15 protein-coding genes are annotated in these 16,688 nt (G+C 62.8%); 13 read left to right on the plus strand and 2 right to left on the minus strand.

Going from position 1 to position 16,688, the window contains the following annotated elements:
- Window positions 1–112: 112 nt before the first annotated feature.
- The 8 genes from G502_RS0110855 (at window position 113) to G502_RS0110890 (ending at window position 7,500) form a co-directional block, all read left to right on the plus strand.
- Complete coding sequence (locus G502_RS0110855) at window positions 113–520, plus strand: hypothetical protein (protein ID WP_022728690.1); 408 nt, start codon at window positions 113–115, stop codon at window positions 518–520.
- Window positions 517–1,380 (plus strand): alpha/beta fold hydrolase, encoded by an 864-nt coding sequence (locus G502_RS0110860; protein WP_022728691.1) that lies wholly within the window; start codon window positions 517–519, stop codon window positions 1,378–1,380. The genes G502_RS0110855 and G502_RS0110860 overlap by 4 nt, the downstream gene beginning before the upstream one ends.
- A gap of 43 nt (window positions 1,381–1,423) precedes the next feature.
- Window positions 1,424–2,602, plus strand: a complete 1,179-nt coding sequence (locus G502_RS0110865) for an ABC transporter substrate-binding protein (protein WP_022728692.1) — start codon at window positions 1,424–1,426, stop codon at window positions 2,600–2,602.
- Window positions 2,603–2,671: 69 nt separating this feature from the next.
- Window positions 2,672–3,535 carry a branched-chain amino acid ABC transporter permease gene (locus G502_RS0110870; protein WP_022728693.1) on the plus strand — a complete coding sequence of 288 codons (864 nt, stop codon included), beginning with the start codon at window positions 2,672–2,674 and terminating at the stop codon, window positions 3,533–3,535.
- A 3-nt stretch (window positions 3,536–3,538) separates the two neighbouring features.
- Window positions 3,539–4,519, plus strand: coding sequence for a branched-chain amino acid ABC transporter permease (locus tag G502_RS0110875; RefSeq protein ID WP_022728694.1), 981 nt, complete (start codon window positions 3,539–3,541; stop codon window positions 4,517–4,519).
- Window positions 4,516–5,298, plus strand: coding sequence for an ABC transporter ATP-binding protein (locus G502_RS0110880; RefSeq protein WP_022728695.1), 783 nt, complete (start codon window positions 4,516–4,518; stop codon window positions 5,296–5,298). Before G502_RS0110875 ends, G502_RS0110880 begins: the two co-directional genes overlap by 4 nt.
- Entirely contained in the window at window positions 5,282–5,995 is a 714-nt protein-coding gene (locus G502_RS0110885) for an ABC transporter ATP-binding protein (protein WP_022728696.1), read from the plus strand. Before G502_RS0110880 ends, G502_RS0110885 begins: the two co-directional genes overlap by 17 nt.
- A 14-nt stretch (window positions 5,996–6,009) precedes the next feature.
- Window positions 6,010–7,500: an aldehyde dehydrogenase gene (locus G502_RS0110890; RefSeq protein ID WP_022728697.1), complete on the plus strand. Its 1,491-nt coding sequence runs from the start codon at window positions 6,010–6,012 to the stop codon at window positions 7,498–7,500.
- 27 nt (window positions 7,501–7,527) lie between these two features.
- On the opposite strand, the gene G502_RS0110895 is transcribed toward G502_RS0110890, so the two are convergent.
- The gene (locus G502_RS0110895; RefSeq protein WP_022728698.1) at window positions 7,528–8,286 is read right to left on the minus strand and encodes an IclR family transcriptional regulator; all 759 of its coding nucleotides are present in this window, start codon (window positions 8,284–8,286) and stop codon (window positions 7,528–7,530) included.
- Window positions 8,287–8,705: 419 nt separating this feature from the next.
- On the opposite strand from G502_RS0110895, the gene G502_RS0110900 reads away from it, so the two are divergent.
- From G502_RS0110900 to G502_RS19770, 3 genes are all read left to right on the plus strand, one after another.
- The gene (locus G502_RS0110900) at window positions 8,706–9,992 is read left to right on the plus strand and encodes an MFS transporter (protein WP_155957841.1); all 1,287 of its coding nucleotides are present in this window, start codon (window positions 8,706–8,708) and stop codon (window positions 9,990–9,992) included.
- 103 nt (window positions 9,993–10,095) lie between these two features.
- Window positions 10,096–10,506: a universal stress protein gene (locus tag G502_RS0110905; RefSeq protein WP_022728700.1), complete on the plus strand. Its 411-nt coding sequence runs from the start codon at window positions 10,096–10,098 to the stop codon at window positions 10,504–10,506.
- A 109-nt stretch (window positions 10,507–10,615) separates the two neighbouring features.
- Window positions 10,616–12,127 carry a BCCT family transporter gene (locus G502_RS19770; protein WP_081649771.1) on the plus strand — a complete coding sequence of 504 codons (1,512 nt, stop codon included), beginning with the start codon at window positions 10,616–10,618 and terminating at the stop codon, window positions 12,125–12,127.
- A gap of 19 nt (window positions 12,128–12,146) precedes the next feature.
- Here the strand turns inward: G502_RS19770 and G502_RS0110915 are convergent, their stop codons facing one another.
- Window positions 12,147–13,223, minus strand: a complete 1,077-nt coding sequence (locus tag G502_RS0110915; protein WP_022728702.1) for an alcohol dehydrogenase — start codon at window positions 13,221–13,223, stop codon at window positions 12,147–12,149.
- A gap of 257 nt (window positions 13,224–13,480) precedes the next feature.
- On the opposite strand from G502_RS0110915, the gene G502_RS0110920 reads away from it, so the two are divergent.
- Both G502_RS0110920 and G502_RS19775 read left to right on the plus strand, forming a co-directional pair.
- Window positions 13,481–14,524 carry a TAXI family TRAP transporter solute-binding subunit gene (locus tag G502_RS0110920; RefSeq protein ID WP_022728703.1) on the plus strand — a complete coding sequence of 348 codons (1,044 nt, stop codon included), beginning with the start codon at window positions 13,481–13,483 and terminating at the stop codon, window positions 14,522–14,524.
- 97 nt (window positions 14,525–14,621) lie between these two features.
- A complete protein-coding gene (locus G502_RS19775) occupies window positions 14,622–16,622 on the plus strand; it encodes a TRAP transporter permease (RefSeq protein ID WP_022728704.1) in 2,001 nt (666 codons plus the stop codon).
- Window positions 16,623–16,688: the final 66 nt, after the last annotated feature.

The following is a 16,688-nucleotide window of genomic DNA, read 5'->3' on the forward strand; positions in this document are numbered from 1 at the left end:
GAGCCAACCGGTGTACCCAAGCGGACATTCGAAAAACGGGTTGCATTCCCTTTCAGAATGCGGTCTATTTAACAGAATAAAGTTCTGACTAACGGAACACACGGGGGAGGACATGCCCGAGAACCCACAAGCGCTGTGCAAGCAGGCGCTTGTCTCGATACCTGAGCGGCTGGAGAGGGATACGCACCTGCAATGGCAGGGACGGCGCCTGACCTGCTGTTTCCTCGTGGGAGTCGACGAGACACCGTTCTATTTCGACGTCGAGCAGGGGCACATTGCCACCGTGACTCAGGGCCCTGTGCTGATGCGGTCCTGGGACTTTGCCCTGAAGGCGTCGGCCGAATCCTGGCTCGGCTACTGGGCAACTATCCCGAAGCCCTGGTACCACGACCTCCTGGCGCTCTCGAAAGCGGGAAAACTGACCCTCGAGGGCAATCTCCATCCCCTCATGTCCAATCTGCAGTACATCAAGGATCTCCTCGCCCTGCCACGCGGATCCGTGCCGGGAGGTGAGTCTTGACCGCCTATGTCGAACCCGTTGTCGGGCGTTACCTGCACCTGGAGATCGACGGCCGGCCGCAGCGCCTCTATTACGAGGAGGCGGGCGAGGGTATCCCCCTGCTCTGCCTGCACACGGCTGGTGCCGATGGTCGGCAGTTCCGCGCGCTGGTGAACGACGAGGAGATCACCCGGCATTTCCGCGTGATCGCCTTCGACCTGCCCTGGCACGGAAAGTCCAGCCCGCCGGTAGGGTATCACAAAGAGGAATACCGCCTGACGCGGGAGCTCTACGTCAAGACGATCTTGGCTGTTAGCGAGGCTTTAGGGCTGGATCGTCCCGTTGCCATGGGCTGTTCCATCGGCGGGCGCATCGTCCTGAACCTGGCAGCGGATCATCCTGAGCACTTCCGTGCCCTCATCGGCCTGCAGTCCGCAGATCACCAGACTTCCTGGTACGACACCGACTGGCTACACCGCAGCGACGTGCACGGAGGCGAGGTCTGTGCTGCCCTGGTTTCCGGCTTGATCGCGCCCGGCGGCTCCGAGGCCGACTGCCACGAGACGCTCTGGCATTACCTGTCCAGCGGTCCCGGCATATTCAAGGGTGACCTGTACTTCTACCGGGTTGACGGCGATCTGCGCGAGGTGACGCCGCGCATCGATACGGCGCGCTGTCCGCTGTACCTGCTGACCGGGGAGTACGATTTCTCCTGCACCCCGGAGGATACGCAGCGTACAGCCGAGAGGATACCCGGCGCCCGCGTGACGATCATGGAGAAGCTGGGTCACTTCCCGATGAGCGAGAACCCAGAACAGTTCCGGCAGTACCTTATGCCCGTGCTGCAGGAAATCCGTGCCGGTACTGATGCCGGTTCGTGAGTGTGAGAAGTCCCGATAATCAATCCCTGGGAGGAAACCGAAAATGAAGTTCAAGAGTACACTCGCGCTGGCCGTTGGAGCGGCCATTGCTTTCTCTGCGCCACCGACCGTGGCGCAGGAGAACAAGACCCTCAAGGTGGGTGCCTTGGTGACCCTGTCCGGCGCTGGCGCCAGCTGGGGCCGTGGTATGCTGGAGGCGACGGAGCTTGCCGCAAGCAAGTACAACGAGGCCGGTGGCATCGAGGTCGGTGGCGAGACCTATGACATCGAGGTCATCGCCTACGACGACAGCTACAAGGCCAACGAGGCCGTGTCGGCCGCCAACCGGCTCGTCTACGACGACGAGGTGAAGTACATCATCGGCACGGTTGGCTCGGCCCCGATACTGGCGATTCAGCCGATCACCGAGAAGGAGGGTGTCATCACAATGACGCTCGGCTTCACCAGTGAAGCGCTGTCTCCGGAGAAGCCCTATACCTTCCGCCCGAACCTGACGACGGCCGAGGTCGCACAGCCGCAGATCGATTGGATTGTGGAAAGCCAGGGTATCGAGACGGTCGGGGCCCTGTTCCCGAATGACGAAACCGGCGAGCAGATCGCCAAGGACGTTTCCGCTTCCTATGAGGAAGCTGGAGCTGAGATGTCCGCCATCGAGTTCTTCGAGCGTGACCAGGTGGACTTCGTGCCGTTGCTGACCCGGATCATGTCCCAGGGCGTGGATGCCATCGAGCTTGATGGAAACTCACCGGAAACTGCGGGGCAGATCGTGCAGCAGGCCCGCGACATCGGCTTCGAGGGGGCCATCATTCGCACGGGTGGCCCGGCCACAGCCGAGATCGTCAACGTGGCTGGAGCCGAGGCTGCGGAAGGCATGTTCGTTCATGCGGGACTGGATCCAAGCAAGGATTCCGTGAATGCCTACATTACGGAGTACGAGGAAACCTTCGAGCACTCCATGAACGGCTTCAGTCCCTTCTTCTACGATGGGGCGAACATGCTGTTCCAGGCCATGCAGGAGGCCGGTACCGTCGAGGACACCGATGCCGTCCGCAAGGCGCTGGAAAGCATCGAATCCTACGAAGGCGTTCTGGGTGAACTGTCCTGGACGGGCAAGGATCGCTACGGCATCGCCCATCAGATCGATGCCCCTTTCTATATCGCGCAGGTGCGTGACGGGAAGGAAGAGATCGTTGCGACCTGTGACATCGAGGGCTGCGAGTAAGTCCTGGTCTTGGTGAAACCGGCCACCGGGTGAAGTCCACCCGGTGGCCCTTTGCAAGGGCGTGCCACCGTGAGTTTCCTGATTATCCAATCCCTGGTGAACGGGGTCATCCTGGGGTTGCTTTACCTCCTGATGGCAATCGGATTCACCCTGGTTTTCGGCATCATGCGCGTGGTGAACTTCGCGCATGGCGAGTTCTACATGCTGGGGGCCTTTGCGGCCTATTTCGCCTTCGCGGTGGCCGGCCTGCCCTATCCCGTTGCCGTGGCGGGTGCCTTCGGCGGCGCAATCGTCCTGGGGGCAATCATCGAGCGTGTGGTCTTCAGGCCATTCCGGGGAGATGAACTGTCGGGCATGATCGCCTCGATAGGACTGGCATTGATCCTGCAAAACTTGGCGCTGATCGCCTTCGGCCCGGATCCTCTGTCCATGCCCAGCCTGGTGTCCGGCGCCTACAACTGGGGCGGCATCATCCTGCCGAAGTCCCGGGTGGTGGTGATCCTCGGCTCCATGGTGATCCTGGCCATCTTCTATTACTTTCTCATGCACACCCGGACCGGACGTGCGCTGAGGGCCCTGGTCCAGGACCGCGAAATCGCGGCTGCCTATGGCGTACGCGTGGAGTTGATGTATCCGCTCGGCCTGGCACTGGGCGCCGCGCTGGCAGCCATGGCCGGTGCCTTCATGGCACCGCTGTTCGGGGTTTCTCCCTTCGTTGGCGGTACGCCGCTGCTCAAAGCCTTTATCGTCGTTATCCTGGGCGGATTGGGCAGCATCCCGGGCGCCGTGATTGCCAGCATGCTGCTGGGCCTGATCGAAAGCACGACGAGCACCTTCTTTGGTGCCTCGACGGCGGATATCGTGGTCTTCGCACTCGTCATCGCCGTGCTACTGGTGCGTCCATCGGGCCTGCTTGGTCACAAGGAGGCCTGATCCATGGAAAAAAGCACAGCACAGACAGGCGTGACGCAGGCATCCTTCTGGACAGTGGGTCGGGGCGCGTTCGCGCTGGCCCTGCTGGCTGCTGCCCTGTTCCCTGTGATCAGCGGCAGTACCTTTCATTTCCACATCGCCATCATGATCTGCCTGGCCATCATCGCGACAATGGGTCTGGGCGTCATCGCACGTGTCGGGCAGCTGTCGCTCTGTCACGGGGCCTTCGTCGGTGTCGGCGCTTACACCTCCATGCTGATGGTGATGCGTCTCGATCTGCCCTTCATGGCAGGGGTCGTCGCGGCGGTGGTCGTTACCTCGCTGGTGGCGGCCCTGATCGGTGGTCCGCTGCTGCGTCTGCGCGGTGTCTACTTCGTGCTGATCACCTTCGCACTGAACGAGCTGTTCCGCCTGGTCATGCTGGAGTTCCCGGGCTTGTCGGGTGGCTCCAGCGGGATCGCCAACATTCCTGCGGCCAGTTTTGGCAGCCTGGTGCTGGACGAAAAGGCCACCTTCTATCCCCTGGCCCTGATCTCGGCCGTCCTGGTGGTGGCGCTGGTGGCGTTGGTGGATCGCAGCATGATCGGACGGCGTTTTTCGGCCGTGGAGGAAAACATTACCCTGGCTGAATCGACCGGGATCGCCACGGCCCGGACTCAGAACCTGGCCTTCATTATCGGCAGTGGCATTGCCGGTTTTGCCGGAGCCCTGATGGCGCATTACATTGGGTTCCTCTCTCCGGAAACATTCCACTTCGAGCTTTCGGTTTCCTACATCATCATGCTGGTGGTTGGTGGACGTCTGGCACTCTGGGGCCCGGTTGTCGGGGCGCTGATCCTGACACCGCTACCGGAATTCCTGCGTGGGGCCATGGAATTCCAGCACGTTTTCTATGGCGTGGCCCTGATCGTTATCCTGAGTTTCCTGCCCAATGGGCTGGTGTCGCTTCCCGAGAGGCTTGCAAGGTTGGGAGGTCGGAAATGACAACACCTATCCTTTCCGTCCAGGGCCTGACCAAGCGCTTCGGCGGTCTGGTGGCTTTGTCGGACGTTACCTTCGAGGTGCCGCCCGGTCATATCACCGGACTGATTGGCCCGAACGGGGCCGGCAAGAGCACGGCCTTCAACCTTATCAGCGGAACACTTCCAGCCACCTCGGGACAGGTCGCTTTCCAGGGTGAGACCATAACCGGAATGTCGCCGCACAGGGTTGTCGAGAAGGGTCTGGTGCGCACCTTCCAGGCGGCCACGATCTTTCCGCGTTCGAGTGTCCTCGACAATGTCATCCGGGGCGCATTGGTCCGTCATGCCGTTGGCTTCTGGCCTCAGCTCTTCATGACTGCCGCTGCGCGCAAGGAACTTGCGCAGGCCAGGACGGAAGCCGAAGCGATCCTGGAAAGCATGGGACTGGCCCAGCTGAGGGATGCCGAAGCAGGGACCCTGGCCTATGGCCACCAGAAACGCCTGGGTGTGGCGATCGGCCTGGCGACGCAACCACGGCTGCTGCTGTTGGATGAGCCGGCCGCCGGGCTCAATCCCGAGGAGGTTGACACCTTCAGTCGGATCCTGGGGCAGGTCCACAAGAGCTATGATCTGACGCTGCTGGTGGTGGAACACCACATGCGCCTGATCATGGAGATCTGCGACAAGGTCGTGGTGCTGGACCATGGCACGAAGTTGACCGAGGGCACACCAGCCGAAGTTCAGAACAATCCGAAAGTCATCGAGGCCTATCTTGGGAAAGAAGATGCTGGGACAGCTTGAGGTCAGCAACCTGGTCGTACGTTACGGTCCCGTCGAGGCCGTACGTGACTTGTCCTTTTCCGCTGACGCGGGCCAGATCGTGGCCCTTATTGGCGCCAACGGGGCTGGCAAGAGCACGACATTGAAAGCCATCATGGGCTTGTGCGAGCGCCAGCAGGGCAGCGTGCGCGTGGACGGAGAGGACGTGCGTCCCCGGCCCGGCGCAGCCCTTGCGCATGGTGTCGCTTTGTCTCCGGAAGGCCGGCGGATGTTCGCGCGCATGACCGTGCAGGACAATCTGTTGATGGGGGCCTATTCCGGACAGGGGCAGCGCCCGCAAAAGGAGGTTCTGGAGCAGGTCTACCAGTACTTTCCACGCCTGAAGGAACGCCGCAAGCAGATGGCGGGTTCGCTTTCCGGAGGCGAGCAGCAGATGGCGGCCATCGGTCGCGCTCTGATGGCCCAGCCGCGCATTCTGATGCTGGACGAACCTTCTCTTGGGATCGCACCGATCATTGTTGCCGACATCGCGCGGATTATTCGCGAGATCAACAAGGATACAGGCGTGACCGTGATTCTGGTCGAGCAGAATGCGCAGATGGCTCTGCAGCTTGCCTCTCGCGGCTACGTGCTGGAAAGCGGCCAGATCGAACTCTCAGGCACAGGGGATGAGCTGCTGGCCAACCCGGACGTCCGCAAAGCTTATCTTGGAACTTGATGGATAACGACAGAATGAGTGTGACAACAGCGCAACCAGATGCGGTGCGTATCGAACTGGGCCGTGACGAGATCTACCCCCTGTTGCTGGCTGGCCGCTTCATGGCAGGCGAAGCCACGGAGATGGAAGTGATCAATCCCGCCAATGGCCATGGTATCGGACGGGTGGCAACAGCCTCTCAAGGCCAGATCGACGAAGCCATAGTAAACGGTCGCAAGGCGGCGCTGGCACCCAATGGCTGGGCAGCGCGCCTGCCGCATGAACGGGCAGGGGTCCTTTATGCCATCGCTGATGACATCACCCGCAATGTGGACCGTATTGCCGAACTGCAGATGTACGAGAACGGCAAGACGCGCAAGGAATCGCGCGGCCAGGCGCTGAGTGCGGCCGGGACTTTCCGTTACTACGCCGGGGTTTGCGAAAGCCTGAGTGAGGAGATGCCGCCGGCACGTGGAGACTATTTCAACATCACGGTGCACGAGCCGTTGGGCGTAGTGGCTGCACTGACCCCCTGGAACTCGCCGCTGACCATGGCGGCGCAGAAGATTGCCCCAGCACTGGCTGCCGGCAATGCCGTGGTTCTGAAGCCTGCTGAGTCCACTTCACTCGTGACCTTGGCATTGGCCGATTGCTGCGTGGCGGCCGGCTTGCCCGAAGGCTTGCTCAGCGTTCTGTTGGGCGGCCGCGAGGTCGGCGAAGGCCTGGTCAACCACCCACGGGTGGATTGCATTTCCTTCACAGGCGGGACCGAAACGGGCCAGGCCATTGCCCGCAACGTGGCCGATCGGCTGATACCGTTGATTCTGGAATTGGGGGGAAAGTCCCCGCACATCGTCTTTGCCGATGCAGACCTGCCGGCGGCAGCAAAGGCCGTGGCCTCGGGCATCTTCGGTGGAACGGGTCAGTCGTGTGTGGCGGGTTCACGCCTTTTCGTCGAGGCATCTGCGGAGGATGAATTTCGTGAGCTGCTGATCGCCGAGGCAGAGAAGATGGTTGTGGCGCCGCCGGATACACCAGAAGCGGTCATTGGTCCCTTGGCTTCCTTTGCCCAACGCGACCGGGTGGAGTCCTATGTGAAGCTGGGCCTGGAAGAAGGTGCAAGAGTGAGTTTCGGGGGCAAGCGCCCGCAGGGGCCGAAGTACGCCGAGGGCGCTTATTATCTGCCCACCATCCTGGAGGGCCTGGACAACGCGGCGCGTGTGGCCCAGGAGGAGATTTTCGGCCCGGTTCTCTGCATGATGCCTTTCACCGACGAGCAGGACCTGGTTGCCCAGGCCAATGACAGCGCCTATGGACTGGCCAGTGGCATCTGGACCGACGACTACAAGCGCGCCTGGCGGGTGGCCCGTGGCCTCGAGGCCGGAACCGTATGGATCAACACCTACAAGCAACTGAGCATCGCCGCGCCCTTCGGCGGCTTCAAGCTGAGCGGCCTGGGCCGCGAGAAGGGCATCCAGGGCGTGCGCAGCTATCAGCAGAGCAAGTCCATCTACTGGGGTCTGTGAGAGGAAGGAATCTGCCTGGCTTTCGGTTCAGGCCGCGACCTGGGGGTAACGGCCTCCGAGGGATTCGGTGATCTCCTGTACAGCTTCCATCAGAAGGGGACGCATCCGGGCGACATTCTCCTCGGTGAAGCGCTCGCGAGGGCCCGACATGGACAGTGAGCCGACAAGACCGCCGTCGGCCCCGAAGACCGGTGCTGCGATTCCGGCGCAACTGGCGTCGCGTTCGCCCAAGGATAGAGCATGGTGTTGGGCGCGGATGCGCTCGGACTCTTCGCCCGCCTGCCCCTCGAAAGCCAGGATGACCTTCCCCGCCGCACCGCGGTTGAGGGGCAGGATATCGCCCACATGCACACGGTCAAGGGTCGAGTGATTGGAGTTCAGTCGGAAGAGGCACAGCCGGTTCTGGGCGTCGTGGCGGATGTGAAAAGAGGGGCTCTCGGTCCCGTCCTCCACCAGACGCTGGAAAATCGGAAGTACGTGTTCGCGTAGGGGATTGCGCCGCTCGTAGGCCATGCCCATGCGGTAGACCGTGGGGCCCAGGGCATAGCGTGTCTCAAGGATGCGTACGACATAGCCGTAGGCGTGCAGCGTCTCCATCAGGCGCAGGATCGTGCTCTTGTAGAGACCGGTCTTGCGGGAAAGGTCCGAGAGGGTCAAAGGCTCAGGTTCGCTCTCTAGTGCGGACAGGATCGACAGGGCGCGGTCGACGGCGGCCACACCCTTTTGAGGGACCCCGCGCTCTTCACCCTCTATGCTGCTGTCCTTCCGTGCCGACGACTTGTTCATAAGTTATTCCCGTAATACCGAAAGGGATTCGAAAAAAGTCAGGCGCAATGTCCCACTTCCCTCCTGGATTGGCGCGACAGGCCTGTTGCATGGAAGGGCGCCAAAGATAGCGATCCTTGCTGTTACGCTAGCAGAAACAGAATGTGCGTTCTAGCAAATAGAATGTATATACACAGTCTCTCACCTATACCTGGACTGGTATTGCTTGATGGGATGATGGCACCTTATTCCTGCCCACTTGATTATAGAAACCCTTGTCGAGCATGAAAATGACAGGGAGCGAAGCTTGCAGCTTCCGGGGCCTCACCATTACGCCTCCGGTCAGTGTCTCTGCATGGCAGGGATGAAGAATTCGCCCGACCGGGACCTTCCATCAGACGATAGGGTGTTTGCCAAGTGCATGGGGGATCCGTCCCGCCGTGCCCCGCGGCGTGAACGGGAGAGGACTGCTGGAACGTATCCGGATCGTCTGTGTGCTCTGTGTGGCTGCCATGCTGAGCCAGTTCTACCGCGCGGCCAATTCCGTACTGGCCGGTCCGGTGATGGGTGAGTTGGGGCTGGAGCCGGCGGCCTATGGCACGATGACGGCTGTCTTCTTCCTGGCTTTCATGGTCATGCAGGTGCCGGCTGGCGTGCTGTTCGACCGTTATGGTCCGCGGCTGACGGTAAGCGGCCTGCTGCTCTTCGCGGTGGTGGGTGCGCTGGTCTTCGCACTGGGCAACAGTCTGTGGGTGCTGATGCTGGCCAGGATCCTGTTGGGTCTCGGTTTCGCCGCGGTCATCATGGGTGCGTTCATTGTCATCTCGACCTGGTTCCCTCCACGCCACTTTGCCGTCGTCTCCTCGATCATCGTCTCGACCAGTCACCTGGGAAATCTGTTGGGCACGGCGCCGCTGGCCTATTCCACTGAAGCCATCGGCTGGCGGGCCAGCATCGCCGTCCTGGCCGGCGTGACGCTGCTGTTGGTTGTGCTGTTCTATCTGCTGGTCCGTGACAGTCCGGACAAGCGCCGGGATGGGGAGAGTCAGATACCCAGTTGGCGCGACCTGGGTCAGGGACTGATGGAGGTCCTGCGCATGCGGGACATCCAGCGCGCCTTCATCTTGGCCCTGGTGGGCTACCCCAGCATGATCACCATCCTGGGGCTCTGGGGCGGGCCTTATCTGTCGGATGTCCATGGCCTGGATTCCGTTGGGGTGGGGCAGGTCCTCTCCACCATGCCGGCCTTCGCTCTGGTCGGCGCCCTCTGTTTCGGACCGCTGGACCAACTGTTCAACTCGCGCAAGCTGGCGGCCTTGTCGGGTATCCTGCCCATGGGCCTGTTCCTGTTGGTGCTGGGTTTCCACCCCCACCCGCCGCTCACCCTGGTCGTCGTCCTGCTGGCGGCCATTGCCTTCTTCTCGGCTTCCAGCATGCTGATCATCGCGCATGGCCGCGGCCTGCTGCCCGACCACCTGGCCGGACGCGGCATGACCAGCATCAATGCCGGCGTCATGGGGGGCACGGCGCTGTTCCAGCTGACGACCTCGTTCCTGCTGTCGTTCTTCGTCGGTGCGGATGGTGCCATCAGTGAAAACGGCTTCCGCCTGATGTTTCTTGCCATGGGCACATTGGTGATGCTGGCCGTACTGGTCTATCTGCCCAGCCGGGATGTCCGGCCCCGGGAGGCCCGCTTCCAAAGCGCTGGCTCCAGGACAGGTGAATAACGCGGGTGGGGGTCCGCGACCATCTGCCTCTGGTATTTACAGTTACCTGTAGGCAAATGGAGGGGCGGAACAATCACACGACAGGTAGAAAGGAACAGGGCCCATGTACAAGACGATCCTCATTCCCGTTGACCTGACCCACCAGGACCGGGTCCCGTCCATGATGCAGGCCGCCCGGCAGATGGCGGACGACACGGCCTCGATCACCCTCGTGAATGTCATCGAGGATGTGCCCGGCTATCTGGAAGGCCAGTTGCCGCAGGGCGTACTGGACCGCCTGGTGACCCAGGCGCAGGGCGAGCTGGAGGCAATTGCCGGCAAGGTCGCGCAGGGCGTGGATCTGACCGTACGCTGTGGCCAGCCGGCCAGCGAGATCCTGTCCCTGGCCAAGGAGACGTCGGCCGACCTGATCGTCATCGCCTCGCATCGGCCCGGCTTCGGCGATTTCCTGATCGGCTCGACCGCGGCCCGCGTGGTGCGCCATGCGGATTGCTCCGTCCATGTCATGAGGTAGACTTCCCCCGTCAAGCGATTGCCTCGGGCGTTGCCCTGTCTGCGTCGGAACAAGTCGATCCGGACCGGCGGCGCCTGCAGGCCTGTCCTATCACCGGGAGCGGCAAAGGATGATGCAGCTTCGGCATCTGGCCCTGTTCTTCGTGTCCGCCGGCGCGATCCTGGCCCTGATCGTCTTTGCCGCTTTCTGGGGCGGGCTGGCCGAAAGTGTTTTTGCGGAGCTGCAGGCCTGGTTCTCGGCCACCACCGGCTGGCTGCTGATCCTGATCATGAACGCCGCCCTGCTGTTTGCGGTCTACCTGCTGTTCAGCCCCCTGGCTCGCATCCGCCTGGGCGGGCCCGAGGCCACGCCCGAGTTCAGCCGTCTGGACTGGTTCGGCATGCTGTTCGCGGCTGGCATGGGGATCGGCCTGCTGTTCTACAGCGTGTCCGAGCCGTTGCAGCACTTCACCGCCTTTCGCCCCCACCTGGACAGCGACACGCGCACGGCCCAGCTGTCCATGGAGGTCACCTTCCTGCACTGGGGCCTGCACCCCTGGGCCATCTATGCACTGGTCGGCCTGACCCTGGCCTTCTTCCACTTCAATGCGGGCCACGACCTGAGTTTCGAGGCGCCGCTGCGCGAACTGCTCTCGCCCTTCCGGGCCAAGGTGCTGGGCTGGCTGGCCAACCTGGCCGCCGTGATCGGTACGGTCTTTGGCGTATGCACCTCCCTGGGGCTTGGCACCAGCCAGGCTTCGGCCGGCCTGGCGCGCCTGACGGGGCTGGAGGCCGACCTGGGCCTGCAACTGTTTTTGATCGCGGTGGTCTGTGCCGTGGCGCTGCTCTCGGTCCTGACGGGCCTGGACAAGGGCGTGCGGCGGCTCAGCCGCATCAATCTGGTGCTGGCGGGCATCCTGATGCTGTTTGTCCTGGTCATGGGCGAGACCGTCTTTGTCCTGAAGGCCATAGGCGAGCACATGGGCGGTTATCTGAACGACCTGCTGATGCTGTCCACCTGGAACGAGACCTACAGCGGAACGGACTGGCAGTCGTCCTGGACGGTCTTCTATTGGAGCTGGTGGATTTCCTGGTCGCCCTTCGTGGGCATGTTCATCGCGCGGGTGTCCAGGGGGCGAACCATCCGCGAATACCTGCTGGGCGTGCTTCTGGTGCCGAGCTTCTTCAATTTCGTCTGGATGACGGTCTTCGGAGCCAATGCCCTGCACCTGGAGCTGTTCCAGGACACCGGCTTTGCCGAGATGGTGACCGCCGCGCCGACCGAGAGCCTCTACAGCTTCCTGGACTTCCTGCCCTTCAGCACGGCCCTGATCGGTCTGGCCGTGCTGGTGGTCCTGGTCTTCTTCGTGACCTCTGCGGATTCCGGTTCGCTGGTGGTGGCGACCCTGACCTCGGGCGGGAAGGACCCCAGCTGGCGGCAGCGGTTCTTCTGGATGGTGACGATCGCCGTGATCACCTCCGTTCTGCTGCGGGCCGGCGGCCTGGAGGCCCTGCAGTCGGCGACCATTGCCAGCGGCTTGCCCTTCGGACTGCTGCTGCTGACCTTCATCCCGGCGTTGATCATCGCGCTGAAACGCCCCTACATGAAGCCGGAACCGGTGCCGGCCAAGGCGGCCGAATAGTCCGCTGCGAGGGCGGTGGTCATCCGCCTTCGCCCGGCGTCAGGACGAGGCGGCCGACCACCTGGCCGCTGCGCAGCTCTTCCAGGGCGGCCTGGGCTTCGTGCAGGGGGCGGCATTCCACGGGCAATTCCGGCAGGCCCGTTTGCCGGACCAGTTCCACGAGTTCCTGCAACTCGGAAAGGTTGCCGTTGTAGCTGCCGCAGATGCTGAGTGCGCGCATGGGCAGATAGGGAATGGGCAGGTTGATGTCCCCGCCCATCAGGCCGACCACCACCACCTGTCCGCCCTTGTCCAGAAGGTCCAGTGCCAAGGTCAGGGACGCCGTGCTGCCCACCAGGTCCAGCACCGAGAGCACCTGGCTGTCCACCGCCGTGCGGATGGCGTCCGCGGCGTTCTCGTCATTGGGGTCCAGGGCCGCCTGGGCGCCGGCATCCAGTGCGGCCTGCCGCCGCCTGGCGTCGGGTTCGACCACCACGGCACCGGCCGCGCCCATGCGCTGCATCAGAGCCAGGGCCATCAGCCCCAGGCCGCCGGCGCCCATGATGACCGTGGGCGCCGTTTCGAGCCGTGCACCGAACTTCCTCAGCGCGCTGTACGTGGTCAGTCCGGAACAGGTCAGTGGGGCCGCCCGGGCCGGATCCAGGCCGTGGATATCGACAAGGTGGCGCGAGGCGGGCACCAGGATATGGTCGGCATAGCCGCCGTCGCGATTGACGCCGATGAAATCGGGTTGCAGACAGAGGTTTTCCTGGCCAGCCCGGCAGACACCGCACTGGCCGCAGCCGATCCAGGGGTAGGCCAGGACCGAATCGCCAGGTGCCACATCCTTGGCTTCGGGGCCCAGGGCCACCACTTCCCCGGCCGTTTCGTGGCCCAGCGTCAGGGGAAAGTGGATGCGTTCGCGGAACGAGAGGCTGCGGCCCTGACCCAGGTCATAGCCGCCCTCCACGATGTGCAGATCCGAATGACAGACTCCGGCACCGGTGACCCGCAGCAGCACTTCTTCGCCCTGCGGTTTCGGCAGGGGGTGCGTGCGGGTTTCGAGGGGCTGACCGAACTCCATGAGTTGGCAGCATTCCATATGGCTTTGTGTCATGGGTTTTCCTTGAGAGGCGGGTTTGGTTCAGTTTGCCGCCAGAGGGCCGTGACTCTCAAGGCACGTAAAGCATCAAAGCCTGTGGGAATCGCACTGACAGGGGCCTGCAGCGCAGGAATGGACGTCGATTGATTGTCCTGAATTAACGTGCGCACCACTAGAATCTGCACTTTTTGGCACTCCAGTTTTGACTGTGACGCGGGAGTCGGTATGATCGGCACCCTGCTATTGGCAGTAACACACAGGGAGGAATGACAATGAAACACCTGATGCTATCCGTCGCCGCGGGCGCAATGACCCTCGGTCTGGCCAGCACGGCCACGATCGATTCGGCCAGTGCCCAGGACAAGACAGAGGTGCGCTGGGCAACCTCGTCCACCGGCTCCTCCGGCTTCCGGGCCCTGACAAGCCTGGCCAACATGCTGAACAACCAGATGGACACGCTCGATATCACCGTCATGCCGACGCCGGGTGCGGCGGCTTCGGTGCGTGGCTTCGCCGGCGGACAGTTCGACGGCTACTACGGCGCCGACGTGGCTTTCCACGAGATCGCCAACAACGGCGGCCGTTATGAAGGTTTCGCCGACCAGGAGCACGAGCAGCAAATGACCCAGTCCTTCTGGGCCTATACCCTTGAGGTCGGCCTCGGCGTCCTTGCGGATGACACGGACGAGCTCCAGTCCTGGCAGGACCTGAACGGCAAGCCGGTCTTCACCAGCCCGGCTCCCTGGGACACCCGCGCGGCGCTTGAGCGTGCCATGCGGGCGGCCGGCGTCGAACACGAGTACGTCGAACTGGATACCGGCCTGGCTGGCCAGTCGCTGGAGGACGGCACGATCGAGGCCATGATCATCTATACCGCCGGCGAGACCAGCCCCTCGCCCTGGATTCAGGAAGCCATGATGTCGGCTGACATGGACGCCCTGAATCCCAGCAGCGAAGAACTGGACATGCTGGACGAGGCGGGGATCGGAACGGTGGAAGTTCCGGCCAGCGTCTTCGACGACCAGGTCGCCAAGCCGGCCATTTTGGTCCCTTTCTTTTATGGCTTCCACGTAGGCACCAACTTCTCCGAGGACGAGGTCTACGAGATGCTGGTCACCATCGAGGAGAATGCCGAGGAACTGGCCGAATCCGATCCCAGCTTCTCGCAGGTCCGCGACGACATGATCGAGATGCAGCTGCGCGGCATCCGCTCGGCGGGCGAGACCATTCCGATCCATCCGGGCCTGGCCAAGTTCCTGCGCGAGAACGATGCCTGGAATGCGGACTGGGATGGCCGTATCGCCAGCATGGACTGACATGACAGGCGATTTTCGCGCCTGAGTCCCGACGCCGTCGCGGTCTGCCGCGGCGGCGTCGCTCTTCGCCAGTCCCCCGTCAATTTGCGAGCACATAATGGCTGAGATTCTTCCTGCGGAAGACGTCGAGCGGACCCCGCAAACCCCGCTCGAGGCGCGTCTGCGTCTGGCCGCGGATATTCTGTTCTACGCCTTCAGCGTAGGCTTCTTTGCCTATCTCTTTCGCTATTACATGGCCGGCATCGGCGGGCCGACTCTGCTGGCCGTCTCGGCCGTGCCCATCGCGGTCTGTATCGTCTATCTGAACGACCTGAGAAAAGGGGGGCTCTATCCCGCGCTGGGGCCGGTCATCCCCTGGTTCTTTGCGCTCGCCTACATTCTTTTCAGCCTCTATTCGGTCTATTACCTCGTTACCGAATTCGACAATATCCGCATCTATCGAATCGGTATCTGGAACAACCATGACTTGGCCGTGGGTGGTGGCATGGCGCTGCTGATTCTGGAATATGCCCGCCGGCGCTATTTCGCGCTGTTCGTCATCAACATCATCCTGCTGCTCTATACCGTTTTCGGCTATCTGGTGCCGGGGACCTTCCACCATCCGGGCATGTCTGTGCGCCGCGTCGTGGGTGCCGTCAGCGTCGAAATGTCCACCGGTGTCTTCGAACGGCTGGCCCAGCTGGGCCTGACGCTCATCGGCTCGTTCATCCTGGTCCTGGCCGTGCTGCGCGCCTTCGGCTGTATCGATTCCATTCTGCGCGCCTCCGAGCGGATCGCGGCGCGCTCCCCCAGGCTGTTGCCGCAGGCCGCCATGATCGGTTCGTTTGGCGTGGCCGCCGTTTCGGGCTCCGGTGCGGCGAACGCGGCGACCACCGGCACGGCGACGATTCCCGCCCTGATCAAGGCTGGTTTCCCGCGCACCACGGCCGCGGCGGTGGAGACCGCGTCGTCCCTGGGCGGACAGCTGATGCCGCCGCTGATGGGCATTGCCGCCTTCCTGATGGCGGAGTACCTGCGCGAGAGCTATTTCGAGGTGGTGGCCCGCGGCTTCGTGCCGGCCATCGTCTATTTCATCGGGGTGGCCTTTGCGGTCTACCTGTTGGGCATGCGCTACCAGCACCGCGCGGTGGTGCCCGATGTCGGGCCCATGAGCTTCATGGACAAGGCGAACATCGCCAGCTATTTCCTGGCCGTGGCGGGGTTGATCTACCTGATGGGGATCGAACGCCACGCGGCCATGAGTTCGGCCCAGAACATTTTCCTGGGGCTGTTCGTGGCGTTGACCGCGGCCTTCGTCATCCGGCTGTTCCGACGGCGTGATTTCTCGGTCAAGACGGTCAGCCACCCCTTCCTGAAGCTGGTCGAGGCCTTTTCGAACATCACGGCGGATCTGACGATCCTGCTCGCTACGCTGGGCATTCTGACGGCCAGTTTCACCATCACCGGCGTGCCGACCAAGGTGGGCGTGATCCTGATGGAGGGTGCGGGGGTCAATCTGGCCGTCATGGGCCTGGTGGCCTTTGCCTTCGGCTATGTGGTGGGCATGGGCCTGCCGGTGGCGCCGACCTATATCATCACCGCCGTAGTTATCGCCCCCTTCATGATCAAGGCGGGCATGGACCCTTGGGTGGTGCATTTCTTCGCCTTTTTCGTGGCCGTGTTCGGCGAGCTTTCGCCCCCCACTTCGGTGGTGGCGGCCGTGACTTCGCGGATTGCCGAAGCGCCCTTTGTCCGAACGATGATGTATGCGCTGCTGCTCTGTATGCCCTTGATGGTGATGATGGCCGCGCTCTTCACAAAGCCGGACCTGGTGGCCGTGCCCGGACTGGCGCAGATCCCCGCCTTTCTGCTGGTGGTGGCGGCCACCCTGGCGCTCAGCCTGGCCTTTCAGGGGCGCTTTTCCCAGAACGACATGACCAACTGGGGTGTGCGCCTGGTGCTGATCGTGATCGCGCTGGTCACCATCCTGTCGCCCGACCGCACGATCTCCACCATTGCAGCCGTGCTGTCGGCGATCGCCACGGTGCTGGCCTTCCTGGCCATGAACCGCCTGGCCAAGGGGCCCGGCGTCATGCCGCAGCCGAAGGGTGAGGGGTAGGTGGTCCCGGTCGAGCCTTTCTCCCGCTCGAACCTTCGAAGGGGGCCCTGCTACGATCTGATCGGT

Origin of the sequence: Fodinicurvata sediminis DSM 21159 (assembly GCF_000420625.1) — a bacterium.
In the GTDB taxonomy this organism is placed as follows: domain Bacteria; phylum Pseudomonadota; class Alphaproteobacteria; order Kiloniellales; family DSM-21159; genus Fodinicurvata; species Fodinicurvata sediminis.

Coding starts and splice junctions, on each gene's coding strand:
- G502_RS0110855 (WP_022728690.1), top strand. CDS start 113: ATGCCCGAGAACCCACAAGCGCTGTGCAAGCAGGCGCTTGTCTCGATA.
- G502_RS0110865 (WP_022728692.1), top strand. CDS start 1,424: ATGAAGTTCAAGAGTACACTCGCGCTGGCCGTTGGAGCGGCCATTGCT.
- G502_RS0110875 (WP_022728694.1), top strand. CDS start 3,539: ATGGAAAAAAGCACAGCACAGACAGGCGTGACGCAGGCATCCTTCTGG.
- G502_RS0110880 (WP_022728695.1), top strand. CDS start 4,516: ATGACAACACCTATCCTTTCCGTCCAGGGCCTGACCAAGCGCTTCGGC.
- G502_RS0110885 (WP_022728696.1), top strand. CDS start 5,282: ATGCTGGGACAGCTTGAGGTCAGCAACCTGGTCGTACGTTACGGTCCC.
- G502_RS0110890 (WP_022728697.1), top strand. CDS start 6,010: ATGAGTGTGACAACAGCGCAACCAGATGCGGTGCGTATCGAACTGGGC.
- G502_RS0110895 (WP_022728698.1), bottom strand. CDS start 8,286: ATGAACAAGTCGTCGGCACGGAAGGACAGCAGCATAGAGGGTGAAGAG.
- G502_RS0110905 (WP_022728700.1), top strand. CDS start 10,096: ATGTACAAGACGATCCTCATTCCCGTTGACCTGACCCACCAGGACCGG.
- G502_RS19770 (WP_081649771.1), top strand. CDS start 10,616: ATGATGCAGCTTCGGCATCTGGCCCTGTTCTTCGTGTCCGCCGGCGCG.
- G502_RS0110915 (WP_022728702.1), bottom strand. CDS start 13,223: ATGACACAAAGCCATATGGAATGCTGCCAACTCATGGAGTTCGGTCAG.
- G502_RS0110920 (WP_022728703.1), top strand. CDS start 13,481: ATGAAACACCTGATGCTATCCGTCGCCGCGGGCGCAATGACCCTCGGT.
- G502_RS19775 (WP_022728704.1), top strand. CDS start 14,622: ATGGCTGAGATTCTTCCTGCGGAAGACGTCGAGCGGACCCCGCAAACC.